20 protein-coding genes and 1 other RNA gene are annotated in these 25,295 nt (G+C 63.9%); 9 read left to right on the forward strand and 12 right to left on the reverse strand.

The window, feature by feature from the left end; all coding sequences use genetic code 11:
* Positions 1 to 68: 68 nt before the first annotated feature.
* The 3 genes from ppsA to JJT62_RS03940 form a co-directional block, all read right to left on the reverse strand.
* Positions 69 to 2,522, reverse strand: coding sequence for a phosphoenolpyruvate synthase (ppsA, locus tag JJT62_RS03930; protein ID WP_202071341.1), 2,454 nt, complete (start codon positions 2,520 to 2,522; stop codon positions 69 to 71).
* A 110-nt stretch (positions 2,523 to 2,632) separates the two neighbouring features.
* Positions 2,633 to 3,289, reverse strand: coding sequence for a phosphoribosyltransferase (locus tag JJT62_RS03935; protein WP_202071342.1), 657 nt, complete (start codon positions 3,287 to 3,289; stop codon positions 2,633 to 2,635).
* A gap of 15 nt (positions 3,290 to 3,304) precedes the next feature.
* A complete protein-coding gene (locus JJT62_RS03940) occupies positions 3,305 to 4,333 on the reverse strand; it encodes a hypothetical protein (protein ID WP_246744671.1) in 1,029 nt (342 codons plus the stop codon).
* A gap of 60 nt (positions 4,334 to 4,393) precedes the next feature.
* On the opposite strand from JJT62_RS03940, the gene JJT62_RS03945 reads away from it, so the two are divergent.
* From JJT62_RS03945 to JJT62_RS03960, 4 genes are all read left to right on the forward strand, one after another.
* Positions 4,394 to 5,452 (forward strand): alpha/beta fold hydrolase, encoded by a 1,059-nt coding sequence (locus JJT62_RS03945; RefSeq protein ID WP_202071343.1) that lies wholly within the window; start codon positions 4,394 to 4,396, stop codon positions 5,450 to 5,452.
* Positions 5,453 to 5,460: 8 nt separating this feature from the next.
* Entirely contained in the window at positions 5,461 to 6,453 is a 993-nt protein-coding gene (locus tag JJT62_RS03950) for a ribose-phosphate pyrophosphokinase (protein WP_246744672.1), read from the forward strand.
* Positions 6,454 to 6,515: 62 nt separating this feature from the next.
* The gene (locus JJT62_RS03955; protein WP_202071345.1) at positions 6,516 to 8,321 is read left to right on the forward strand and encodes an alpha/beta fold hydrolase; all 1,806 of its coding nucleotides are present in this window, start codon (positions 6,516 to 6,518) and stop codon (positions 8,319 to 8,321) included.
* 173 nt (positions 8,322 to 8,494) lie between these two features.
* On the forward strand, positions 8,495 to 8,992 hold the full coding sequence (locus JJT62_RS03960) for a polymer-forming cytoskeletal protein (RefSeq protein ID WP_202071346.1): 498 nt from the start codon (positions 8,495 to 8,497) through the stop codon (positions 8,990 to 8,992).
* Positions 8,993 to 9,251: 259 nt separating this feature from the next.
* Here the strand turns inward: JJT62_RS03960 and JJT62_RS03965 are convergent, their stop codons facing one another.
* From JJT62_RS03965 to JJT62_RS03980, 4 genes are all read right to left on the reverse strand, one after another.
* Entirely contained in the window at positions 9,252 to 11,732 is a 2,481-nt protein-coding gene (locus tag JJT62_RS03965) for a glycogen/starch/alpha-glucan phosphorylase (protein WP_202071347.1), read from the reverse strand.
* Positions 11,733 to 11,777: 45 nt separating this feature from the next.
* Positions 11,778 to 12,671, reverse strand: coding sequence for an OmpA family protein (locus JJT62_RS03970; protein ID WP_202071348.1), 894 nt, complete (start codon positions 12,669 to 12,671; stop codon positions 11,778 to 11,780).
* A 133-nt stretch (positions 12,672 to 12,804) separates the two neighbouring features.
* Positions 12,805 to 13,923 (reverse strand): DNA polymerase III subunit beta, encoded by a 1,119-nt coding sequence (dnaN, locus tag JJT62_RS03975; RefSeq protein ID WP_202071535.1) that lies wholly within the window; start codon positions 13,921 to 13,923, stop codon positions 12,805 to 12,807.
* A 346-nt stretch (positions 13,924 to 14,269) separates the two neighbouring features.
* On the reverse strand, positions 14,270 to 14,530 hold the full coding sequence (locus JJT62_RS03980; RefSeq protein WP_202071349.1) for a type II toxin-antitoxin system ParD family antitoxin: 261 nt from the start codon (positions 14,528 to 14,530) through the stop codon (positions 14,270 to 14,272).
* Positions 14,531 to 14,654: 124 nt separating this feature from the next.
* Here JJT62_RS03980 and JJT62_RS03985 point away from each other — a divergent pair, with 124 nt between their 5' ends.
* Positions 14,655 to 16,964, forward strand: coding sequence for a transglycosylase domain-containing protein (locus JJT62_RS03985; RefSeq protein ID WP_202071350.1), 2,310 nt, complete (start codon positions 14,655 to 14,657; stop codon positions 16,962 to 16,964).
* Between the two features lie 19 nt (positions 16,965 to 16,983).
* Here the strand turns inward: JJT62_RS03985 and JJT62_RS03990 are convergent, their stop codons facing one another.
* The 5 genes from JJT62_RS03990 to sucD all read right to left on the reverse strand — a co-directional run bounded on the left by JJT62_RS03990 (position 16,984) and on the right by sucD (position 23,525).
* Positions 16,984 to 17,415 (reverse strand): Rieske 2Fe-2S domain-containing protein, encoded by a 432-nt coding sequence (locus JJT62_RS03990; protein WP_202071353.1) that lies wholly within the window; start codon positions 17,413 to 17,415, stop codon positions 16,984 to 16,986.
* Between the two features lie 148 nt (positions 17,416 to 17,563).
* Positions 17,564 to 17,833: a DUF1150 domain-containing protein gene (locus JJT62_RS03995; protein ID WP_202071354.1), complete on the reverse strand. Its 270-nt coding sequence runs from the start codon at positions 17,831 to 17,833 to the stop codon at positions 17,564 to 17,566.
* A gap of 229 nt (positions 17,834 to 18,062) precedes the next feature.
* On the reverse strand, positions 18,063 to 19,292 hold the full coding sequence (odhB, locus tag JJT62_RS04000; protein ID WP_202071355.1) for a 2-oxoglutarate dehydrogenase complex dihydrolipoyllysine-residue succinyltransferase: 1,230 nt from the start codon (positions 19,290 to 19,292) through the stop codon (positions 18,063 to 18,065).
* Positions 19,293 to 19,506: 214 nt separating this feature from the next.
* A complete protein-coding gene (locus tag JJT62_RS04005) occupies positions 19,507 to 22,497 on the reverse strand; it encodes a 2-oxoglutarate dehydrogenase E1 component (protein WP_202071356.1) in 2,991 nt (996 codons plus the stop codon).
* A gap of 143 nt (positions 22,498 to 22,640) precedes the next feature.
* A complete protein-coding gene (sucD, locus tag JJT62_RS04010; RefSeq protein WP_202071357.1) occupies positions 22,641 to 23,525 on the reverse strand; it encodes a succinate--CoA ligase subunit alpha in 885 nt (294 codons plus the stop codon).
* A 257-nt stretch (positions 23,526 to 23,782) separates the two neighbouring features.
* Between sucD and ssrA the strand changes: the two genes are divergently transcribed.
* From ssrA to JJT62_RS19355, 4 genes are all read left to right on the forward strand, one after another.
* Positions 23,783 to 24,136: a transfer-messenger RNA gene (gene ssrA, locus JJT62_RS04015) on the forward strand.
* A gap of 88 nt (positions 24,137 to 24,224) precedes the next feature.
* Positions 24,225 to 24,791: an SspB family protein gene (locus JJT62_RS04020; RefSeq protein ID WP_202071358.1), complete on the forward strand. Its 567-nt coding sequence runs from the start codon at positions 24,225 to 24,227 to the stop codon at positions 24,789 to 24,791.
* Positions 24,791 to 24,973 (forward strand): DUF4169 family protein, encoded by a 183-nt coding sequence (locus JJT62_RS04025; protein ID WP_202071359.1) that lies wholly within the window; start codon positions 24,791 to 24,793, stop codon positions 24,971 to 24,973. The genes JJT62_RS04020 and JJT62_RS04025 overlap by 1 nt, the downstream gene beginning before the upstream one ends.
* Positions 24,970 to 25,275 (forward strand): ribbon-helix-helix domain-containing protein, encoded by a 306-nt coding sequence (locus JJT62_RS19355; RefSeq protein ID WP_202071360.1) that lies wholly within the window; start codon positions 24,970 to 24,972, stop codon positions 25,273 to 25,275. Before JJT62_RS04025 ends, JJT62_RS19355 begins: the two co-directional genes overlap by 4 nt.
* Positions 25,276 to 25,295: the final 20 nt, after the last annotated feature.

Genomic DNA, 25,295 nt, shown 5'->3' on the forward strand with positions numbered 1-25,295 from the left:
GGGTACGAGCGTCGCGTTCGACGAAGGCGACGAACGGAACCTGTCGCTGGCGGCCTGTCTTTCAAGCCCTAGCGCGCTTTTGGCGCGCGCCCGAGTGTTTTTTCGACGTCGACGATGCGCGTCGTTGTGCGCAGGATGGTGTCGGGGTTCAGGCTGATCGAATCGATCCCGAGGCGCACCAGAAACTCCGCAATCTCAGGATAATCCGATGGCGCCTGGCCACAGATGCCGCAATGACGTCCATTGCGTTGCGCACCCTCGACCGCCATGCGGATGATCGTCTTCACACCCTCGTCGCGTTCGTCGAAATCAAAGGCCACAATCGCCGAGTCACGATCGACGCCGAGCGTGAGCTGAGTGAGGTCGTTCGATCCAATCGAGAAACCGTCGAAATGTTGCGAGAAGGCGTCGATCAGCAGCACATTATTGGGTATCTCGCACATCACGAAAATCTCGAGCCCGTCCTTGCCGCGCTCGAGGCCCAATTCGCTCATCAGCGCGACGACCTTCTGGGCTTCGTCGATGCGGCGGCAGAAGGGGATCATCAGTTTGACGTTGGTGAGACCGAGATCGTCGCGCACCCGCTTCATCGCCGCACATTCCAGCGCAAAACCCTCGCGATAATTTGGGTGGGCGTAGCGCGACGCGCCGCGGAAACCGATCATCGGATTTTCCTCATGGCACTCGAAAACGCGGCCGCCCAGGAGCGACGCATATTCGTTGCTCTTGAAGTCCGACATGCGCACGACGACGGGCTTGGGATAGAATGCGGCGGCGATGGTCGCGACGCCTTCCGAGAGGCGCTCGACGAAGAATGTGCTGGGACTCTCATATTGCGCCGTCAGCCGCTCGATTTCGGCGCGCTCCTTTGCGTCGAGACGTTCGGGGTGGATGAGCGCCATCGGATGCGCCTTGATCGACTCGGCGATGATAAACTCCATGCGCGCAAGCCCGACGCCGTCATTGGGCAGCGCCGAAATGCCGAAGGCGATATCGGGGTTGCCGACATTCATCATTACATGCGTCGCGGGCCGCGCCAGATTGGCGAGATCCGTTTTCACGACCTCGAAATCGATCTCGCCCTCATAGACCTTGCCGACATCTCCCTCGGCGCAGCTCACGGCGATGAGGTCGCCCGTGCGGATGACATGCGTCGCCCGATCCGTGCCCACGATGGCTGGAATGCCGAGCTCGCGCGCGACGATCGCCGCGTGGCAGGTGCGACCGCCGCGATTGGTGACGATGGCGGCGGCCGATTTCATCACCGTGCCCCAATCGGGCGAGGTGGTGTCGGCGACGAGAATCTCGCCCGGCAAGAAGCTCGACAACTCGGTCGAATGCGCGATGACGCGGGCCTTGCCGAAAGCGATCTTGGCCCCGACGGCGCGGCCTTCGACCTTCACCGCGCCGTGTTTCTTGACCTTATACTCCTCGACGACATTGCGGTTGCGCCGCGACGCGACGGTCTCGGGCCGCGCCTGCACGATATAGAGCTTGCCGTCGACGCCGTCCTTTGCCCATTCAATGTCCATCGGGCGATGTTCGCGCGCCTTGGCGCTGTAGTGCTTTTCGATCTCGATGGCCTGGCCCGCAAGCGTCAGAACCTCGTCGTCCGTGATGCAGAATTTCTCGCGCTCTTTGCGGTCGGTGGGAATATTGCGCGTGGTCACGCGGCCGCCGCTGGAAAAGATCATCTTGATCTTCTTGGGGCCCAAAGCCCGTTTCAGCACGCCGCGCTTGCCTTGCGCATAGGTCGGCTTGAAGACATAGAATTCATCCGGGTCGACCGCGCCCTGCACGACATTTTCGCCGAGCCCATAGGCGCCGGTGATGAAGACGACGTCCTCGAAGCCGGTCTCCGTGTCGATGGTGAAAATCACGCCGGAGGCGGCGAGATCCGAGCGCACCATCTTCATGACGGCGACGGAGTTGAACACTTTGAAATGATCGAAGCCGTTGTCGATCCGGTAACGGATGGCGCGATCCGTGAAGAGACTTGCGAAGCAATGGCGCACCGCGTCGAGCGTCGCCGCTTCGCCGCGAATATTGAGATAGGTGTCGTGCTGGCCGGCGAAACTCGCGCTCGGCAAATCCTCCGCCGTCGCGGAAGAGCGCACCGCGACCGTCAGCTCGGCGCCATATTCTTCGGTCAACCGCGCGAGCGCCGCGCGAATATCCGCTTCGACATCCGCCGGCAGGCCGGCGCCATAGACGATTTCCCGCGCACGGGCGGCGCGGCGGGCGAGATCATCGACGTCGTCCGGATTGAGCCCTTGCAACGATTCCTTCAACGCGGGCCAAGCGACGGCGGCGTCGAGCGCATGCCGATAGGCTTCGGCAGTGACGGCAAAACCGTTGGGAATGAGAAGGCCTTTCGCCGTCAGCTCGCGATACAATTCGCCGAGCGACGCATTCTTGCCGCCGACGAGCGGCACGTCGGCGATCCCGATCTGCGAAAAGAAACGGACATAACGGCCTGGCTCGGTCTTCTCCGACGCGCGTGTGTTTTTGGTCGGCTGCATGTCTTCCTTCCCTCTCATTGGGCGCTTCCAGCGCCTCATGTCAGTTGGATAGCGAGTCGATTTTGCGACATTCAGCCTAACGGGGCCTTGCCTCTTCGCCTTGGAGGCATTTAGCCGCGCGTCGCTTCGGCGCCATAGCGGTCGAGAAGGTCGATGACCTCATCGTCTTCAGTCTGGCTGAAATCGGCGTAGTAGCAGCCCACCCCCAGGAAATACTCGTGGGACTCCAGGCAGATAATCTCGTCGGCCTCGGCGCGCAGCTCTCCGAGACTCTCCGTCGGCGCCACCGGCACGGCGAGGATCAGCTTTTTTGGCGCGCGGGCGCGGACTGCCCGGAGCGCCGCGCGCGTCGTGGCGCCGGTCGCCACGCCGTCGTCGACGACGATCGCAACGCGACCTTTCGCGTCGGCGCATTCGCGCCCGCCAAGATAAAGACGGCGGCGGCGTTCGATCTCCGCGGTTTCCTGCGAGACTGCGCGATGAAACTGCGTTTCGGTCACGCCCGCGAGCGCGATGACGTCCTCGTTGCGCGCGACGACCAACTCGCCGCCGTCGGCGATCGCGCCCATGGCAAGCTCGGGCTGGAAGGGAACGCCGATCTTGCGCACCAGCACGAGATCGAGCGGCGCGCCGAGCGCCTTGGCGATTTGCGCGGCGACAGGAACGCCGCCGCGCGGCAGCGCGAAGACGACAGTGTCAGGGCTCTTGAAGCGCTCGAGCGCTTCGGCAAGGCGCTGGCCGGCTTCTTGACGATCCTGGAACGGCAAATCCTCCTCCCTTTATTAAAACCCGCCGTCGAGCGCCCGCGCAGCGAGACCAAGATAACGATTTGCGAGAGGCGCCCATTTCTCCGGGTGGCGCGGCGACGCATCTAAGAGATGCGCGATGGAGAGGCGCGCGCGCAGCGCGGCGCGCCAGGCGGCGTAAAGCCAGATCAAGTCCCATGGCGGGACGGCCTCTTCCAAATGCGACGCAAGCGCCTCGATGAAGCGGCGCAAGAGGTGCGGCGCGCCGAGTTGCGCGCATTCGACGCCCAGAAACGCCACCTCGTCGAAAGGATCGACCTGACGCAGCTCCGCGTTGAATTCGAGACAATCGAAAATGACCACGGGCTCGGTGAGGCAAATATGCTCCGGGCGCAGATCGCCATGGCCATCGACGATGCGCCCCGCCGTGACGCGCGCTTCGAGCTGCGGGCGTTGGGCGGTCAGGCGCGCGTCGAGACGCTCGAGGATCTGCGGGGCGCCGTCGATCCCGGGATGCGTCAGCATTGCGCGATTGATGTCCTGCTCGGCAGCGAAGCGCGCGATATATTGCTCGGGCCCGATTTTTGAGCGCTCCGTGCGCCGGTAGAATTGTGCGAGCGTTTCGCAGACAGCTGTGATCTGTGAATCGCACAAGCCCTTTGTGCGGAGCAGCGCGTCGAGCATGAGCTCGCCCGGCAGGCGCCGCATTTCGACGAGCCAGTCGACGATTTCGCCCGTATCGTCAAACGATAGTCGATCGCCCACCGCCTTGAGCGGCGCCACGTCGAGATAGACGTCTCTCGACAGGCGGCGGTTGAGGCGCAGCTCCTCGCGACAATCGCGCTCGCGCGCCTCGATGGTCGAGAAGTCGAGAAAAGGATAACGCACCGGTTTCTTCAGCTTGTAGGCGCGCGCGCCAGCAAGGAAGACATAGGACATATGCGTCTCGACCAACTGGACCATGGCCGGCTTATGCGGATAGGCGGCGGGCGCGCAGAGAAAGCGCAGCTTGTCGCGAATCGAAAGCGCGTTGTCGGAAGCGCCTGGTTCGAGCTTTTCAGCCATTCGCATTCCTGCCGTTTCATCACATATGATAGGCCGCCTTCGATCATGATGGAAAATGTCATGGCCTGGGACATATGGACGCGAAATCCTTTCGCCTGGCCGCTCCTGACCATGGAGATATGGCGCCGCACGCTCGAAGCGGCGGCTTTTCCGCCGCCTGCGATGGGCGCCGGGCCCGAGTGGTGCACGCCCAATCGGCTCGTGCTCGAGCTCGATGCGCTTCGTCTGTGGGATTTTTCAACCTCGGACGCAGGCGCGCCCGCGCTGATCGTCGGGCCCTACGCGCTGCATGACGCGCAGCTTGCCGATCTCGCGCCCGGCCACAGCATCGTTGAAGCCTTGCGGCAAAATGGATGCGAAAGGCTCTATCTCGCCGACTGGAAGTCGGCCACTTCCGAGACCCGAATGGTCGGCATCGACGCACAGCTTGCGGCGCTGAATGTCGCGGTGGATGAGATCGGCGGGCCAGTCGATCTGATCGGCCCGTGCCAGGGCGGTTGGTTTTCCCTCATCTACGCCGCGCGCTTTCCCAATAAGGTCCGCCGCATCGTGCTGGCCGGCGCGCCCATCGATCTGAAAGCTGCATGCTCTGCGCTCTCCGAGCCGGTGGAAAAAACGACGAACCATGTCATCGATCGGTTGATTGAGAGCGGCGGCGGCATTGTGAGAGGCGAACAGATGGCGCCGCTCTGGCCCAGAGAGGATTGCGAGGAGAGGCGGCTCGTCGACTCGCTGCAGCTCCGGCCGCCTTTTTCGTCGCCTCCTGAACAGGCCGCCGTCGTCGCCTTCCAGCGTTGGGACAAACGCGTCGTCGATCTGCCGGGCCCCTACTACCGCGAAGTGTTCTGCCGTCTTTTCCGTGAGAATCTACTGGCGCGCGGCGCCTTTCCGGCCCTGGGAAAGACAGCGAATATTTGCGCGCTGGACAAACCCCTGTTTCTGCTCGTCGGCGAGCATGACACAATCGCGCCGCCGGGGCAGGCTCTGGCCGGCGCTGATCTTGTCGCTGGCGCGGTGGAAACGGCGATCGCCCCCTGCGGCCATCTTGCGCTGTTCATGGGGCGCAGCACGATCGCAAATGAATGGCCGCGCATCGCATCCTGGCTCGTGGAGGCATAGGCGTCGTCATGGGGAAGCTCTCTCTCTTTGCGCTGAGCTCCAGCCGCGCTTTTGGCGAGGCGGTCGCGCAAAGGCTTGGCGTCGAGCTCGCGCCGCTCGAAGAGCGCGCTTTCGAAGACGGCGAATATAAGTTGCGCCCGCTTACGAGCGTGCGCGGCCATGACGCCTATGTGCTCTTCAGCCTGCATGGCGAATCAGGCGCGAGCAGCGCCGATAAGCTTCTGAAGCTTCTGTTTTTCATCGGCGCGCTGAAGGATTCCGGGGCGGCGCGGGTGACGGCGGTGGCGCCTTATCTCTGCTTTTCGCGCAAGGACCGTCGCACCAAGCCACGTGATCCGATCACCACGCGTTATGTGGCGCAGCTCTTCGAGGCCATGCGGACAGATGCGGTGATGACCGTCGACGTCCACAACATCGCTGCATTCGAAAACGCTTTTCGTTGCGAGACAATTCCGCTCGACGCTCATGCGCTTTTCGCGCGCCACTTCGAGCCTCTGATCGGCGAAGCGCCCGCCGCGGTCGTCTCTCCCGATCTCGGCGGCGAGAAACGCGCCGAGTTGTTTCGCCAACGGCTGGATCGCATGTTGCGACGTCCTGTCGCCAAAGCTTTCATGGATAAGACGCGCAGCGAAGGAGAGGTGACGGGAGAGATTTTCGCGGGCGACGTCAACGGCCGCATCGCCATCATACTGGACGATCTGATCGCGGGAGGCGGCACGTCGGCGCGGGCTGCGGCGGCGTGTCGCACGCATGGCGCCGCCCGGGTTTTTGTCGCGGCGACGCATGGCGTCTTCGCCAAGGCCGCGGCGCAGACTCTGCGGGACGCGCCGATCGACGGCGTTGTCATTACAGACGCCGTTCCTTTGCATGGCGACGACGCAACGGCGCAAGCGCTGGGAGAGCGCTTAACCATCGTTTCAGTTGCTGATCTCTTCGCGCAAGCGATCAGTCGGCGTCATGAAAACGGCTCGATCACCGAGCTGCTGGCGGAAGGCCCTTAGCCTGATCTTCACGCATTTGCTATAATGCAGCGGCAGAGTGGGGTGGACGTAAAGGGCCAGCCATGGACCAGCCTGTTGGAAAGCGCAGCGTGAACGCTCCTCGCGCACTCGAGCGCCGCGCGCCGCCGCCGCTCATGTCGTTGACGCGGCCGCAATCTTTCGAGACCGTCGATCGCGTTGCGCAGGCGACCATCGCGCGCTTTACCCAGGGCATTTCGCCGCATGCGCAAATCTCGGCCTGGATCGACTGGGCGGCGCATCTCGCGCAGTCTCCGGGACGTCAGCTCGAATTGACGACGGAGGCTTTTTCGTCGGCCGCGCGGCTTGCCCATTTCGGCATGCATAATCTCGTCAGCGACAAGGCGGAGCGCCCCTTTGCGCCCGAGCCTTCCGATAGACGCTTCAATGATCCGGCCTGGGCGGCTTTTCCCTATCTCTTCTTCGAGCAGGCGTTTCTGTCGCAGCAGCAATGGTGGCGCAAGGCGACGAGAGAGTTGCGCGGCATGCGGCCGAACAACGCCGCGCGCGTCTCTTTTCTCGCGACGAAATATATCGACGTCTTTTCGCCCTCGAACTTTCCCTGGCTCAATCCCGTCGTCATGGATCGAACCCAGCGGGAAGGCGGGGCCAATTTGCTGCGCGGGCTCGAATTTTTCATTCAGGATTTTCTCGACGTCGCGGCGCAATCCGGCAAGGGCGACAATGGCTATGAAATCGGCAAGGATGTTGCGGCGACGCCGGGCGAGGTGATCTTCCGCAACCATCTCATGGAGCTGATTCAATATCAGTCGACGACGGAAAATGTGGCGGCCGAGCCGATCCTGATCGTTCCCGCCTGGATTATGAAATATTACGTTCTCGACCTTGCCGCGCATCATTCGCTTGTGCGCTATCTGGTCGAGCGCGGCTTCACCGTGTTCATGATCTCCTGGCGTAATCCGACGGCCAAGGACCGCGACGTCGAGTTCGACGACTATCGCACCTTCGGCGTCATGGAAGCGATCGAGGTCGTCAACGCTGTCTTGCCCGGACGCAAGATCCATGCGGCCGGCTATTGCCTCGGCGGAACGCTGCTCTCCATTGCGGCGGCGACAATGGCGCGCGACGGCGACGATCGGCTGGCGTCGATGACGCTCCTTGCCTCGCAAACCGACTTCAGCGAGCCCGGCGACCTCATGCTCTTTGTCGATGCAGCGCAGGTCGCGTTTCTCGAAGATATGATGTGGGATCAGGGCTATCTCGACACGTATCAGATGTCCGGCGTCTTCATGGCGCTGCGCTCCAACGAGCTCTTCTGGGCGCGCGCGATACAGGAATATTTCCTGGGCGAGAGGGATCACGCCTCCGATCTCATGGCCTGGAGCGCGGATCAGACGCGCATGCCCTATCTCATGCATGCGCAATATCTGCGCGGTCTGTTTTTGGAAAACCGGCTGACCGCCGGGCGCTACGCCGTCAATGACGATGTGATCGCCTTGAAGGATATTTCCGTTCCCATGTTCGTCGTCGGCACGGAGACCGACCACATCTCGCCATGGCGCTCCGTCTATAAGGTTCACCTCTTTACGGATAACGATCTGACCTTCGTGCTCACCAATGGCGGGCACAATGCCGGCATTGTTTCCGAGCCCGGTCACGAGGGGCGGCGTTATCATCTCGCCGTGCGCCCGCGAAACGACCGCTACGTCAGCGCCGAGCATTGGCGCGAACGCGCCAAGCTTTTTGAAGGCTCATGGTGGCCGGCATGGGCGTCATGGCTGGAGCGCGAGAGCGCCAAGGAGCGCGTAGCTGCGCCCCAGATGGGCGCGCCGGAAAAAGGCTTCGTGCCACTCGAGCCCGCGCCGGGCAGATATGTTCATCAACACTGATCGAGGCGGCGGCCGCTCAAGCCTGCGCCTGCTTATTGGTCTGAACGTCGTTTATCCACATAAGTGTTGAGAAGGAAAACGAAATCGACCCGCAAAAGCGCGAAAACGGATTAAGCTTGCGCCCGTAGCGAATCGTTCAAGCGAGCTGGGAATTGCGCGAAGAGGGGATCGACATGGCGACGTTCAGGCCGGAAGAGGAAGATTCCATCTATATCGGACAAGGCGCCGAGCTAACGGGCGCGATCAAGGCGCGCGGCAGCGTCGTGGTCGACGGTTCGTTCGATGGCGAGATAGATTGCCGCCACCTGCTCGTTGGGCCGACGGGAGTCGTCAAAGGCAAGATCGAGGCGTCGACCGCCGACATCTCCGGCTACGTCAATGCCGACATCGCTGCGCGAGATTTGCTCGCCGTTCGCGCCATGGGCCGCGTCGAAGGCAAATGGGACTGCGGCGCCATAGAGGTGACGCGTGGCGGCGTGTTGAACGGCGCAGCTCATGTGTCCGAGACAGAGAGCGGTCGGCGCGTCGTCGAGGAGTTTGCCGAAACAAGAGTGGCGCTCATCGAGCGCGAAGAAGCGCCTCTGGCGCTCGAGCCGCCGCCCGAGCCCCGCAAGGTGACCAAGCTTCAACTCCGCTCGCCGCTGCGCTCGTCGCGCCGCTCGGTTGGGTGATAGTCCGAGACTTGGGCCGCTGTCATTCCCGACGCTCGCGCCGTTTGGACACACAGGGACTCACCGCCGTCATTGCGAGGAGGCGGAGCCGACGAAGCAATCCAGGGCCGCATCGCTGCCCTGGATTGCTTCGCTTCGCTCGCAATGACGGGCTCTGGGCAAAACCAGCGCTCTTGTTTGTGGCTCTGGATTCCCGGTCGGGCTTTCAGCCCGCCGGGAATGACACGGCCCGGCGCGCGCTGTTCAAACGGAAACCGTATTAAACCTCAACCTTCCAAATCTCTTCCGCATATTCGCGAATGGTGCGGTCGGACGAGAACCACGCCACGCGCGCGGTATTGAGAATTGACGAGCGTCGCCACGCCTTCTGGTCGCGCCAACGCGCGTCGACCTTGCGCTGCGTCTCGCAATAGCTATCGAAATCCTTCGTAATCAAGAAGTGATCGTAATAGGTCAGCGTATCGACGAGCTGCGCATAGCGATGCGGATCGTCGGGCGAGAACATGCCGCTCGCCACTGCCTGCAGCGCTTCGGCGAGACGTGGGCTCGCCGCAATCGTCTCGCGCGCGTCTATTCCGCGCGCACGGCTTTCCGCCACTTGCTGCGCGTTCAGGCCGAAGATGAAGATATTGTCGTCGCCGACATGTTCCTTGATTTCGACATTGGCGCCGTCGAGTGTGCCGATGGTCAGCGCGCCGTTGAGCGCGAATTTCATATTGCCAGTGCCGGAAGCCTCCATGCCGGCGGTCGAAATCTGCTCAGAGAGATCGGCGGCGGGGATGATGATTTCCGCCAGGCTGACATTGTAGTTCGGCAGGAAAACAATCTTGAGCAGATCGCGCGTCGCGGCGTCGGCGTTTACAATGCTCGCGACGTCATTCGCGAGCTTGATGATGAGCTTCGCCTGATGATAGCTCGCCGCCGCCTTGCCGGCGAAGATTTTCACGCGCGGCACGAAATCGCGGCTCGGCTGCGATTTGATGTCGAGATAGAGCGCGACAGTCTCCAGCACATTGAGTAGCTGGCGCTTATATTCGTGGATGCGTTTGATCTGCGCGTCGAAGAGCGCGTGGGGGTCCACCCTGACGCCGACGCTCTCGAAGATTTTAGTGGCGAGCCGCTCCTTGTTTTCGCGCTTGGCGGCGGCAAAGCGGTTCTGGAAATTGGGGTCGTCCGCGAAGGCTTCGAGCTTGTTGAGCAGTGTGGCGTCGTCGAAGACGCTTGTTCCGATCGTCTCCGCAAGCAGTCGCGACAGCGGCGGATTGGCCTCGAGCAGCCAACGCCGGAAGGTCACGCCATTCGTCTTGTTGACGATGCGATCCGGGGAAAGACGGTGGAAATCTTTGAAAACCGTTTCCTTCACCAATTCGCTGTGCAAGGCGGAAACGCCATTGACCTTATGCGAGCCGAGAAAGGCGAGATGACCCATGCGGACATGGCGTCCATTGTGCTCGTCGATGAGCGAGACGGAAGAGAGCACGCCGGAATCCGCAACGCCCTTCTCGCGTAAGCCGTCGAGATGCATGGCGTTGATGAGATAGATGATCTGCATGTGGCGCGGCAGCAGCTTCTCCATCAGCCATACCGGCCAGGTCTCCAGCGCCTCGGGCAGCAGTGTGTGATTGGTATAGGCGAAGGTCGCCTGAGTGATCTTCCAGGCCATCTTCCATTCGACGCCATGGACATCGACAAGAAGACGCATCAGCTCGGCGACGCCGATTGCGGGATGTGTGTCGTTGAGCTGGATCGCGGTTTTTTCGGCGAGCTTGGTGATGTCGCCGGTCTGTTTCATGTGGCGGCGGATGAGATCCTGCAGTGACGCGGAGACGAAGAAATACTCCTGCCGCAGCCGCAGCTCCTGGCCGGCGGGCGTTGCGTCGCTGGGATAGAGAATCTTGGAGATCGCCTCGGCGCGCACCTGCTCGGTGAGCGCGCCCACATGGTCGCCCTGGTTGAAGGCGTCGAGACGCAGCGGATCGAGGGCGCGCGCCGACCATAGGCGCAGCGTGTTCACATGCTTGCCGCGCCAGCCGACCACCGGCGTGTCATAGGCGACTGCGACGATCGTCTCGCCGGGCCGCCACACATGCGCAGCCGCGCCATCCGGGAGCCGCGTCGTTTCAACATGCCCGCCAAAGCCGATGTCATAGGTGATTTCCGGGCGCGGGAACTCCCAGGGGTTTCCGAAGGAGAGCCAATCCTCTGGATATTCGTGCTGCCAGCCGTCTTTGATCGTCTGGCGGAACAGGCCGTGGTCGTAGCGGATGCCATAGCCGCAGGCGGCGATTTCCAGCGTCGCCATGCTGTCCATGAAGCAGGCGGCGAGGCGCCCCAGCCCGCCATTGCCGAGCGCCGCGTCCGGCTCGACGTCGCGCAGTCTGTCCAGATCGACGCCGAGCTCGGCGAGCGCGTCGCGCATCGCGGCGGTGAGGCCGAGATTGGTCAGCGTGTCGATCAGAAGCCGGCCAATGAGGAATTCGAGCGAGAGATAATAAACGCGGCGGCGATCTTCGCTGTAATTGCGCTTGGTCGAGGCGAGCCAGGACTCGACCACCTGGTCGCGCGCCGCCAGCGCGGTGGCGACGAACCAGTCGCGCGGGCTGGCCGCCGCGGCGTCCTTGCAGATCGTGAAGGTGAGGCGATGCAGCACCTCTTCCTTCAGCGCGGCGACGGTTGCGGCGTGAACGGGCGGCGTGATGGCGTCCAAGGCGGTCTTTCTCTCCAGCGAACGGCGCCGCACGGCTTATCCGGGCCGTTCCTCTCTCGAAAACAAAAGCTGTGCCGCTCAGCGCAAGATGTATTCGATCGCGACGGGGCGGCGCGCCTCGCCCGCCTTCTCGCAGCAGCCTATGGCGACGAGTTTATGGCCAGAAACGCCTTCCAGGCGCAAATAATGCACGGCCGCCAGCGCGCGGCGGCGCGACAAGAGATCGTCCTCGGCGCCGCCGTCGCCATGGCCGCGCACTTCGATCGTCGCTTCGGGGCACTGGCGAATGACTTCGGCGGCCTTGTCGAGCGCAAGCGCGGTGCGCCGGTTGACGGTGGCGCGCGCTTCGCGGAAGGCGACCGGGTCGGAGACCTGGACAGCGTCCAGCGCGCGCTGGCAGGCGGTGTGGTCTAATTCGGCCGGCGGCTGAGACGCAGGCGCAGGAGCAGGGGCGTTCGCAAGCGTCGGTGACGCTTCCGGCACGGGGGCCGCCACATTCAGTTCCTTGTTCGCGGCGACTGCCGGGGGCGCCGTCACCTCGCGCGGCGCCATGCCCGAGGGATCGACGCCCGCCGTCTGGGCCAGCGCTGCGACGCGTTTTTGCAGCTCCGCCTCATAGGCGGGCTCCGTGAACTCTGATGCGCCCCACCACAGGAGCGCCGCGGGAATGAGCCCGAGCGCCCAGGCCTCATGGCCGGCGAGCGAGCGCTGGAAGATGAGGGCGGCGGCGCCGGCCCCGATCAGGAAGGCGGCAAAGCAAGCGAGCGCGGCTTCTATATGGAGGGAGACGGTCCCTTCAACGGCCCCAAGCGCGATTGCAGCGGCTCCGGCGATCGCTGCGAGGCAGAACCATATCAGCCAGCGGGCAGGGCTCTTGCCCCTCGTTTTCCCCGGGGCCAGAGCGCCCATCGCTGCACCCACGGCAAAGCAGGCGGCGAGCCAGGGCCAGAGAGGGACATAGAAATCCAGCATGGAAGCCTTTGTTCTGTAGGAACGTGGCTTTTTGACAATGACGCGCCGCCTCGCCGCTCGCAAGCGCTCAGAAGCGCTACACGCCGTCGCGCCCGCTCCGCCATGCCGGGCGCTTCGTAGGCGCCGAACGCCGTTAGACGCGCATCGGCATCAGCACGTAAAGCGCGCTCGCCCCGTCGCGGTCCTGGATCAGCGTCGGCGAGCCCGGATCGGCGAGCTTGAAGAGCGCCGTGTCGCTGTCGAGTTGCTGGGTGATGTCGAGGAGATATCTGGCGTTGAAGCCGACGTCGAGCGGCGCGCCGTCGTAATCGGCTTCGATCTCCTCGACCGCCGAGCCCTGATCGGGGTTGGTGACCGAGAGCACGAGCTTGCCTTCCGTCAGAGCGAGCTTAACCGCCCGGCCGCGCTCCGACGAAATGGTGGAGACGCGATCGACCGCCTTGGCGAAGACGTCGCGCTCCACGGTCAGACGCTTGTCGTTGCCTGCCGGTATGACGCGGCCGTAGTCGGGGAAGGTGCCGTCGATGAGCTTCGTCGTCAGCAGCGCGTCGCCGAAGGAGAAGCGCATCTTATTGGTCGAGAGCTCGACCAGCACCTCGCCCTGTGCGTCTTCGATGAGGCGCTGCACCTCCTGCACCGCCTTGCGGGGGAGAATGACGCCCGGCATGCCCGCGCAGCCTTCCGGCGCCGGCAGCTCAAGACGGGCGAGACGGTGGCCGTCGGTCGCCACCGCGCGCAGCATCAACTGGCCCTCGACCTCCATCGCGTGGATGTAGATGCCGTTGAGATAATAGCGGGTCTCTTCGTTGGAGATGGCGAATTGCGTCTTCTCGATGAGCCGCTTGAGATCGGCGGGCGCCAGCGAGAAGCTATGGCTGAATTCGCCCGAGGTCACGTCGGGGAAGTCGCTTTCGGGCAGCGTCGACAGGTTGAAACGCGAACGCCCCGAGCGCAGCGTGAGCTGGCCGGCTTCTCCCGAGCCGTCGAGCGACACCTGCGCGCCTTCGGGCAGCTTGCGGACGATGTCATAGAGCGTATGGGCGGGAAGGGTGGCGCCGCCGGCCTGCCCGACCTCGGCCGGCGCCTTTTCGGTGATCTCGAGATCGAGGTCGGTCGCCTTCAGCGTCAGCGTTCCGTCCCTGGCGTCGATCAGCACGTTGGCGAGAATGGGGATCGTGGTGCGCCGTTCAACCACCCGATGCACATGGCCGAGCGCCCGCAACAGCGCCGCTCTCTCGATCGTAACCTTCATCGCCTTGGAAACCGTCTCGTTCATTGACGCGGCGCGCCGGGGGCGGTGACTTTGGCAAGCCCGAGAAGGAAGCGCAAGGGGCGGCGCGTCGGGAGTGGTGGAGAATTCAGCCCGCGAGCCAGCTTTCGGGGTCTCTCGCGCCATGAACAATGGCGATGATTGTGAGGCCGTCTTCCGCAGGCTCGTAAATAATCAGGTAGCGCCCCTCGACGAGGATGCGGGCGTTGCAAGTCGCGCTTTCTTCATTATGCGTTGGAAAAGCCCGTCGGCCGCTCGGACATTATTGAGCGCCACTGTCGCCCATATATCGAAAAGCGCCGCTTCCGCAGCCGGCGTGAGGGTGACCCTAGCTACTCAGGCCGGCTTTCCTTTTGAACTCGGCCAGCAGCGAATCTGCTTCCACCTCGCGTCCGGGGCCGCTCGCCAGGCCGGTCTCATAGGCCTGCTTGAGTCGCTCGAGTTCGAGCGCGCGGATTTCCTCGCGTTGCTCCCAAAGGCGAAGCGCTTCACGGAGCACCTCGCTATTCGATGCATAGGCGCCCGTTTCCACCGCTAGCTGGATACGGCGGGCCTGTTGGTCTGAGAGAGAGATTGTCATCGTGCGCATGCGGCATGCTCTCTAAAAACCACAAAAATTAATAGCCCGCGCCCGCGCGATTTCTTAACCAGCCCTTAAAGCGCCTTCCTTAAGTTGAATTCAGGGGCAGGCGGAGAGCCTCTGGACGGAAAAAATGGCGCGCGGCGGCAAACGTCAGGAACCCAGATTCGACGACGGCGAGGACGACGACTGGGACTTGCGGGCCGAGAGACGGCCTTCGCCCCGGTCCCGTCAGGCGCGTGAGGCGGAGGAGCCGGACGATTTCGACGCTGAAGCAACTGCCGAACCGAAGCGACGGCGGCCCGGATCGATGATCGGCGCGCTCTTTTATTGGGGCTTCACCCTTTCGATTTGGGGCGTGGTCGGCGCCGGCGCGCTCGCGGTCTATTACGGCTCGCAATTGCCGCCGATCGACCAGCTCGCGGTGCCCAAGCGCCCGCCCAATATCGCGATCATGGGCTCGGACGGCGAGCTTCTCGCCAATCGCGGAGACACGGGCGGCGCGGCGATCCGCATTTCGGAGCTGCCGCCTTATCTGCCCAAGGCCTTCATCGCCATCGAAGATCGGCGTTTCTATTCGCATTGGGGCGTCGATCCGCAGGGCATCGGCCGCGCGCTGCTGCGCAATGTCACCGGCCGCGGCGGCATGCAGGGCGGCTCGACGCTGACCCAGCAGCTCGCCAAAAACCTGTTCCTGACGCAGGAGCGGACGATCTCGCGCAAGATCCAGGAGGCGATCCTGGCGCTTTGGCTCGAGCATAAATATTCGAAGGACCAGATTCTCGAGCTTTACCTCAACCGCGTCTATTTTGGCTCCGGCGCCTATGGCGTCGAGGCGGCGACGCAGCGCTATTTCGGTCATAGCGCCAGGACCGCGACTCTCTCCGAATCCGCCGTGCTCGCGGGGTTGATGAAGGCCCCGAGCAAGCTCGCCCCTGACCGCAATCCCGAAGGCGCGACCGAGCGCGCCGCGCAGGTCATCACGGCAATGGCGCAGGAAGGCCATATCAGCGAGACGATGGCCAAGGCGGCGCTCGCCCATCCGGCGCAGGCGGCCAAAGGCCTGGGCACGGGCTCGGCCAATTATGCGGCCGATTACGTCATGGACATGCTCGACGACACGATCGGCGCCATCGACCAGGACATTGTCGTCACGACAACCATCGACCCGCGCCTGCAGGCCGTGGCGGAAGGCGCGCTGAAGGAGGAGCTCGACAACAAGGGCGCAAAATTCGGCGTGTCGCAAGGCGCCATCGTGTCGATCGACCCCAATGGCGCGATCCGCGCGCTGGTCGGCGGCCGCGACTATTCGGAGAGCCAGTTCAATCGCGCCGTCTCCGCCAAACGCCAGCCGGGCTCGGCCTTCAAACCCTTCGTCTATCTCGCCGGTCTCGAACATGGCATGACGCCGGACTCCGTGCGCGAGGACGGTCCGCTCAACATCAAGGGCTGGACGCCGGAGAACTACAGCCACGAATATTTCGGCCCCGTCACGCTCACCAAGGCGCTGGCGCTCTCGCTCAATACCGTCGCGGTGCGCGTCGGTCTGGAAGTTGGGCCGAAGGCCGTGGTGAAGACGGCGCACCGGCTCGGCGTCCAATCCGACCTTCAGCCCAACGCCTCCATCGCCCTCGGCACGTCGGAAGTGACGCCGCTGGAGCTTGTCGCCGCCTATGCGCCCTTCGCGAATGGCGGGGTCGGCGTGCAGCCGCACATCATCACACGGGTGAAGACGGCGAGCGGCAAGACGCTTTACCAGCGCAAAGGCTCCGTCTTCGGCCGCGTGATCGAGCCGCAATATGTGGCGATGATGAATACGATGATGCAGGAGACGCTGCTGACCGGCACGGCGCGCAAGGCGGCGCTGCCCGGATGGCAGGCGGCCGGCAAGACAGGCACCAGCCAGGATTTTCGCGACGCCTGGTTTGTCGGCTATACGAGCCGGCTCGTCACCGGCGTGTGGCTCGGCAATGACGACAGCTCGCCGACGAAAAAGGCCTCGGGCGGCAATCTGCCGGTGGGAATCTGGAGCCGCTATATGGGGATCGCCCTGCGCGGCGCGCCGGTCGCGAGCCTGCCGACCGGCTCCTGGCGCTCGGACGCCGAGGAGGTCATCGCCAAGCCGCTCGACGAGCTGATCGGCATCTTCACAGGGGCCGACCACCAGCCTGCGCCCACGCCGCCGCCAAGGCCACAAAGACAAGCGCCACCGTCTCCGCCGGAAAATCGGGCCGCCGAGGAGACTTTGTCGGCGCCGGACGAAACGGCGACGATACTGCCGCCCCCACGCGCTCGCGCGGCGCGTCAAAGAGAGATCGACGACCTGCTGCCGCCCGCGGACGTCCCCAATGCCGGCGCGGCGCCTCCCCCCAGCCCGCGGCGCGGGCGCAGCCCGGCGCCGCAGGAGAAGAATATTTTCGAACAGCTCTTCGGGGGTAATTGAACGCGCGAGCCTCGCCCGCTCAGTCCGACGTCACCATGACTGGCGGCATCTCGTCGTTTTCCGGACGATCGAGTCCATCTTCCTCGGCAAGCTCCACCCCGGTGATGCAGACATCCTCGCCGTCGACGACGACCTCGATCTTTTCCAGCGCGGCGCCGGCGCAAGGGCCGTCGTAACAATTGCCGGTCACCGGATCAAAGAGCGCGCCGTGCTTGCCGCAGACGATGGCGCGGTGGCCCTGGTCGAGGAAGTGGCCGGGCTGGAAGTCGATCCGCGCGCCCTGATGCGGGCAGCGGTTGGCGTAAGCGTGGTAGACCCTGCCCTGGCGGACGACGAAGATTGGGAAGGGCACGGTCTTGTCGCCCTCCCTGCGCGCCAGCACGAAGCCGACCGCGCCGCGCTTGGCGACGTCGTTAACGTGACAGACAGCAAATAACTCGGTTGCCGGCATGAACGCCTCCATGGCGGGGCAGGCGGCCCCTTTCCGATATGGAAGCAAAAACCCTGCCTTCGTCCCGCCGGTAGGGCGAATGGCGATTATCAAATGAAAATGCAAAGGCGGCCCCGGCCCCGCGGCGGGCCGGGTCTGTTGCCCAACATCAGTGCAGGCTGACCATGGTGAGGTCGTTTTCCCGGGCGTTGCCAATGGCGCCCTCTTCCGAGTCGGCGAGAACGATCGGGGCGCCGTCGGCCCCGATCAGCGCGAAAATGGTGAGACCGGGTTGGATCTGCGGCGCTTGCGGATAGAGGCGGTTGACGTCTTCGGACCGCATGGCGCGCACATAAGCGATCATGCCGTCGCCCAGATTGGCGAATTGTTCCGGCGTCAGGAGCGGCTCCCTTCGCTCGATCGTGATTTTTTCTTGCATGTTGCTCCTCCTCGGCGTCCGTGACGACCCGCCCGTCGACGCCTGCCGCGCAGCGCGTCTTGCAGCTAGATGTGTGGCGCTTTGGAGCCGTTTTAAAGAGGGCGCCACGGCCGATTCTGCGGCCAAGGTTACCCCTTTATGCGGGAGCGAAGCGGCTGTTTCTGGCTCAGCGCCTCACCCTCTCTAGCAGGAATCGTGCGAGTTTGGGGGGAGGAGCGTTCCCCTCCCCTTACAGCGCCAGCGCCAGACGGCCCGGGTCCTCCAGCGTCTCCTTGACGCGCACGAGGAAGGTCACCGCCTCCTTCCCGTCGACGAGGCGATGGTCGTAGGAGAGCGCCAGATACATCATCGGGCGGATCTCGATCTTGCCGTCGACCGCAATCGGGCGCTCCTGAATCTTGTGCATGCCGAGAATGCCGGATTGCGGCGCGTTCAATATGGGCGTCGACATCAGCGAGCCATAGACCCCGCCGTTCGAGATGGTGAAAGTGCCGCCCTGCAGATCGGCGATGTCGAGCGCGCCGTCGCGCGCCTTCTTGCCCAGCGCGGCGATGCTTTTCTCGATCTCGGCCAGAGACATGCGATCGGCGTCGCGCACCACGGGCACGACGAGGCCCTTATCCGTGCCCACCGCCACGCCGATGTGGCAGAAGCGCTTGTAGATGATGTCCGTCCCGTCGATCTCGGCGTTGACCGCCGGGATTTCCTCCAGCGCCTGACAGCAGGCTTTCACGAAATAGGACATGAAGCCGAGCTTCACGCCGTGCTTCTTCTCGAAAAGGTCCTTGTATTTGTTGCGCTGGGCGATGAGCGCCGACATGTCGACCTCGTTGAAGGTCGTCAGCATCGCCGCGACATTCTGCGCTTCTTTCAGGCGCCGGGCGATGGTTTGGCGCAGGCGCGACATCTTCACGCGCTCCTCGCGCGCGGCGTCCTCCTGCGGCGCGGGGGCGCGCGGGGCGGGCGGCGGCGGCGCTTCGACGACTGGCGCCGGCGCCGCAGGGGCCCGGGCGGCGAAATCGATCACGTCGGATTTCAGCGCCTGGCCGCGCTTGCCGGAGCCCGCGACCTGCGAGACGTCGATGCCTTTCTCCGCGGCGATTTTGGCGGCGGCGGGCGAGGGCGGCATGGTCGTGGCCGGCTGGCTCGGCGCGGCGGGAGCGGGCGCAGCGGCGGCAGGCGCCGGAGCGGGTTTTGCGGCCGGCGCCGGCGCAGCAGCAGCGCCCCCGGCGACGATCTGGCCGAGCAGCGCGCCCGGCTGCACCGTTTCGCCTTCCTTGACCAGAACTTCGGCGAGGACGCCCGCCGCAGGGGCGTTGACCTCCAAGGTCACCTTGTCGGTCTCGAGCTCGGCAAGCGTTTCATCGGCGCGCACCGTGTCGCCCGCCTTCTTGAACCAGCGGCCGATCGTCGCCTCCGTGACGGATTCGCCGAGGGTCGGGACACGAATTTCAGTCATCGATCATTCCTCGTATGGCTCAGCGGAGTTGGTAAATTTTCTAAGTGTGCCCGCGAGGCCCCCTCCCTGTCCCTCCCCCGCCATAGGGCGTCTGAAGGACGCCCGTCTTTCGACGGGCTATGGCGGGAGAGGGGACCCTCGTGATCAGCGTTGTCGATGAAGGCCACGATGTTCTCCCTCTCCCGCAAAGCGGGGGAAGGCTGGGGAGGGGGCGCTAGGCCGCAAAAGCGTCATCCAGGAAAGCCCGAAGCTGCGCCAGATGCTTCGACATGGCGCCGGCGGCGGTCGAGGCCGAGGCGGGGCGTCCGATATAACGCGCGCGCTTCGCCGTCGCGCCCACCTGGGCCAGCACCCATTCCAGATAAGGTTCGACGAAGAACCAGGCGCCCATGTTCTTGGGCTCCTCCTGGCACCAGGCGATGTCGGCGTTCTTGAAGCGCGACAAAGCGGTGACGAGGCTCTTCAGCGGGAAGGGATAAAGCTGCTCGACGCGCAGCAGATAGACGTCGTCGATCCCGCGCTTCTCACGGTCTTCCAGCAAATCGTAATAGACCTTGCCGCTGCACAGCACGACGCGGCGGATCTGCTCGTCGGGTTTCAGCAGCGCCGTCTCATGCGTCTCGCCGTCGTCGAGCAGGATGCGCTGGAAGCTCGACGCCATGCCCATCTCGCCGAGCCGCGAGACGCAGCGCTTGTGGCGCAGCAACGACTTCGGCGCCATGAGAATGAGCGGCTTGCGCAAGTTGCGATGGAGCTGGCGGCGCAGAATGTGGAAGTAGTTCGCCGGCGTCGAGCAGTTCGCCACCTGCATATTGTCTTCGGCGCAAAGCTGCAGATAGCGTTCGAGGCGCGCCGAGGAATGTTCCGGCCCCTGTCCCTCATAGCCATGCGGCAGCAGGCAGACGAGGCCGGACATGCGCAGCCATTTGCGCTCGCCCGCCGATAGGAACTGGTCGAAGATCACCTGCGCGCCATTGGCGAAGTCGCCGAATTGCGCTTCCCACAGCACGAGCGCATTGGGCTCGGCGAGGGAATAGCCATATTCGAAGCCGAGCACGGCTTCTTCAGAGAGCATCGAATTGATGACCTCGAACCGGCCCTGCTCTGGCGAGATGTGATCGAGCGGAATGTAGCGCGCTTCCGTTTCCTGATCGATCAGCACGCTGTGGCGCTGCGAGAAGGTGCCGCGCTCGCTGTCCTGGCCGGAGAGGCGCACGTCCCAGCCCTCGATCAGCAGCGCGCCGAAGGCCAGCGCCTCCGCCGTCGCCCAGTCGATCGACGTCCCTTCCTCGATCGCATTGCGGCGATTGTCGAGGAAGCGCTGGATGGTGCGATGCGCCTTGAAATCCGCCGGGACTGTCGTCAGTTTCGCGCCGATGTCGCGCAAGGTTTCGAGCGGCGCGCCGGTTTTACCCCTCCGCTCGTCCTCGGACGCCTGATAGCCGGGCTTCAAGCCCGCCCAGCGCCCGTCGAGCCAATCCGCCTTGTTGGGCTTATAGGTCCCGCTCGCTTCGAACTCGACCTCGAGCCGCGCGCGCCACTCCTCCTTCATCCGGTCTGCGTCGGCCTTCGCGAGCTGGCCTTCGTTGGCGAGCTTCTCGCCATAGAGGTCGAGCGTCGTGCGATGCGCGCGGATCTTTTTGTACATCAGCGGCTGGGTGAAGCCGGGCTCGTCGCCTTCATTGTGGCCGAAGCGGCGGTAGCACCACATGTCGATGACGACGGGTTTCTGGAATTGCTGGCGGAACTCGGTCGCGACGCGCGCAGCGAAGACGACCGCCTCCGGATCGTCGCCATTGACGTGGAAGATCGGCGCTTCGACCATTTTCGCGACATCCGATGGATAGGGCGAAGAGCGCGAGAAGCGCGGATAGGTGGTGAAGCCGATTTGATTGTTGATGATGAAATGCACCGAGCCGCCGGTGCGATGACCCTTGAGCCCGGAGAGGCCGAAACATTCCGCCACGACGCCCTGGCCCGCGAAAGCCGCGTCGCCATGGATGAGCAGCGGCAGCACTGTGCGGCGGTCGCCGTCATGTTGATCCTGCTTGGCGCGGACTTTCCCGAGCACGACCGGATCGACGATTTCGAGATGCGAGGGGTTCGCTGTGAGCGAGAGATGGACCTTGTTGTTATCGAACTCGCGATCGGACGAGGCGCCCAAGTGATATTTCACGTCGCCGGAGCCTTCCACCTCGTCGGGCAGGAAAGAGCCGCCCTTGAATTCATGGAAGAGCGCGCGATGCGGCTTGCCCATCACCTGGCAGAGCACGTTCAGGCGGCCGCGATGGGCCATGCCGAGAACGATCTCCTGCACGCCGAGCGCGCCGCCGCGCTTGATGATCTGTTCCAGCGCCGGGACCATCGCCTCCGCGCCGTCGAGGCCGAAGCGCTTGGTGCCCGTATATTTGACGTCGAGGAACTTCTCGAAACCCTCGGCCTCGACGAGCTTGTTGTAGATGGCGCGCTTGCCTTCGTCGGTGAAGACGATCTCCTTCTTGGGGCCCTCGATGCGCGCCTGCAGCCAGGCTTTCTCGTCCGGATTCGAAATATGCATGAATTCGAAGCCGATCGAGCCGCAATAGGTGCGGCGCAGGATCGTCACCATCTCGAAGACGCTGGCGTATTGCATGCCCAAGACGCCGTCGATGAAGATCTTGCGGTCGTAGTCCTCGTCCTTGAAACCGTAGGTTTCGGGATGCAGCTCGCCGTGGTCGGGGCGCTGCTCAAGGCCCAAAGGATCGAGATTGGCGTGGAGATGGCCGCGCATGCGATAGGCGCGGATCATCATCAAAGCGCGCACGGAGTCGCGCGTGGCGCGTTGAATATCGTCGGCCGTTGCGGCCACGGGGGCCGGCGCCGGCGCGCCTTTGGCGGCGGGCTTTTGGGCCGGGGCGGGGTATTCGCCGGTGAGCGCGCTGACCCATTCGCCATTGGCCGTCGGCGGCCAATCGCGGCGCGCCCAGGAGGGGCCGGAAGAAGGGGGCTGGGCGGCGCTCGGCGCTACGCCCATTTCAGCGAAGAACTTCGCCCATTCGGGGCTGACCGAGGAAGGGTCGGCCTCATAGGCGTCGAGCAGGCCCTCGATATAGGCTGCGTTGGCGCCCTGTAAGAATGAAGTAGTGGCGAAATTATTATTTTGCGTAGAACGCGGGCCGCCGGGAGCCGCCGGTCCGGCCACGCCATCAGTTTCAAGACGCGCCATTGTCTCGCTTCTCTTGGAGCCGACGATGGCGCGTCTGCGAGCATGCAACCCGCCGCCGAAGGCTGATTTCGAGGCGCCGCCGACTTGCGGCGTCGCCTCTAATTTAAGTTCCTCGAGGCGGTATAGAAGAGGCGCGGCTGCGCCTAACCTTTGAGCACCTCGACCAAAGTCTTGCCCAGACGGGCCGGAGACGGCGACACGCGGATGCCGGCCGATTCCATCGCCGCAATCTTGCTCTCGGCGTCGCCCTTGCCGCCCGAAATAATCGCGCCGGCATGGCCCATACGACGGCCGGGAGGGGCCGTGCGGCCGGCTATGAAGCCCACCATGGGCTTCTTGCGACCGCGCTTGGCTTCGTCCTTCAAGAATTGGGCCGCTTCCTCTTCGGCCGAGCCGCCGATCTCGCCGATCATGATGATCGACTTCGTCGCCTCGTCGGCGAGGAAGAGCTCCAGGATCTCGATGAAGTCGGAGCCCTTGACCGGGTCGCCGCCGATGCCGACCGCGCTCGTCTGGCCAAGGCCCTCGCGGCTGGTCTGGAAGACGGCTTCATAAGTCAGCGTGCCGGAGCGCGACACGACGCCGACCGAGCCTTTCGAGAAGATATTGCCGGGCATGATCCCGATCTTGCTCTCGCCCGCGGTGACGACGCCCGGGCAGTTCGGCCCGATGAGGCGGGACTTGGAGCCCGACAGCGAGCGCTTGACGCGGATCATGTCCTGCACCGGCACGCCCTCGGTGATGCAGACGATCAGCGGGATTTCCGCGTCGATCGCCTCGCAGATGGCGTCGGCCGCGCCCGGCGGCGGGACATAGATGACCGAGGCCTCGGCGCCGGTTTTCTCGCGCGCTTCCACGACCGTGTCGAAAACGGGGAGGCCCAGATGGCTGGAGCCGCCTTTGCCCGGAGACACGCCGCCGACCATCTTGGTTCCATAGGCGATCGCCTGTTCCGAATGGAAAGTGGCGGTCTTCCCGGTGAAGCCTTGAGTGATGACTTTGGTGTTCTTGTCGATCAGCACGGACATGCAGCGATTCCTAAAGAGAACGGGCGGCGCGGAAAGCGCGAGCCGCCGCCTCCCCAAGGGGAGCCGGGCTCTCGCGCCGCGATTTTTCGCGGTCGCCAAACTATTGGGAAGATCGCCCGCATACAAGGCGGAAAGCGCCCACTTGGCGGGCTGTCGGGATTAATTTTGGCGCAGGGACAGGCCGGGCGCATGCCGCAAGCGCTCTCGCCCCGGCTCGGCTTCCATGAGAAGAGGATAATCCGACGGAGTTCGTCGCTCCCCTTTCACAAACGCGTCCAAACCCCTATATTCGTTCTGCCGGTTCGCGCCGGCTATGGCGATAAACGAACATCGAAATAAACCATCCGGACCCGGGGGCGGTACCCGGCGCCTCCACCACAGCGCGTCACGGCGCGCTGTGGCGGGGGCGAAATAGGATCGACGGGGGCGTAAAGGGTGCTTTTTCGCTCGGCATGATACCGCCGTTATCGGGTCAAACCTTATAGTTGCCAACGACAACTATGCTCCGGTGGCCGTCGCCGCGTAATGCGGCGCCCAAACTGGGATCAAAGCCCTAGGGGTTAGCACTTCTAGGCGGGGCTCGGAGGCGCCTGGCAACAGAAGCCTCCACTTCATTATTCGCGCTGGCCGGGAGGCTGGGCGCAGGCGCGTGATCGTGGCGCCCCTTTTGGGACGGGACCATGCGCCGGGGAAGAGCGCATGGCCACTGATCTTATTCGTTACGATCTACTCGTTCAGGATGCGATGCGCAGCGTGGTGCGCAAGGTTTTGGGAGATGTGGCGGCGAGCGGCTATCTCCCCGGCGATCATCACTTCACCATAAGCTTCAAAACAGACGCGCCCGGCGTGAAAATCTCGCGTCGTCTGGCCGAACAATGGCCGCAGGAGCTGACGATCATCCTGCAGCATCAATATACCAACCTCGAGGTCGACGACGAGGGCTTCGGCGTCACCCTGTCCTTCCGCTCGATCCCCGAGCGCCTCTACGTTCCCTACGCCTCGATCACCGGCTTCTACGATCCGTCGGTGGAGTTCGGCCTGCGCTTCGAGGCCGCCGATCTGGAGGAGGAGGAAGAGGAGGAAGAGGTCCCGCCGGCGTGCCCGAGTCTCGTCGCCGCGCGCCCGGCCGAGGAGAAGGCCGAGGCAAAGCCAGAGCCCCAAAAGCTGGAGAAGGCGGATAGTCCCAAGCCTGCGGCCGCCGAAGCCGCGGAAGGCGAAGGTGACGCCAAAGTCGTCTCCATCGACGCATTCCGCAAAAAGACCTGATGGCCGAGGTCGTCAATCTCCGCCGCGCCCGCAAGGACCGCGCGAAGCGCGAGAAAGAGGCGCAGGCCCAGGAGAACCGCTCTGCTTTCGGCCGCACGAAAGCAGAGCGTGAGCTGACCGACGCGCAAAAGCGGCTCGAGGCCGCAAAGCTCGACGCGCATAAGCGCGAAGAAACCCCATGAGCACGGACCGGGCGCCTTCAGGCGCGCAAGCGGATAGCTTCGGTGAAGATCCGCAGCCTGAAGGCCGCAAGTCGGGCGTCCGGGTAGTCAAACATTCCATCGTCATCGCCGGCCACCGCACCAGCGTGTCGCTGGAAGACGCCTTCTGGCGCGCGCTGAAAGGCATCGCGGCAAAGGACGGCGTCTCGCTCGCAGGGCTGGTTGCACGCGTAGACGCCGAGCGCGGCGAGGCGAATCTCTCCTCCGCGCTGCGTGTGTTTGTGCTGGAGCGGGCGATGGACAGCCGGTCGTCCGCCGATTGATACCATCTCCGGTTGAACAG

This window comes from Methylocystis sp. Sn-Cys (assembly GCF_016745395.1).
Classification (GTDB): domain Bacteria; phylum Pseudomonadota; class Alphaproteobacteria; order Rhizobiales; family Beijerinckiaceae; genus Methylocystis; species Methylocystis iwaonis.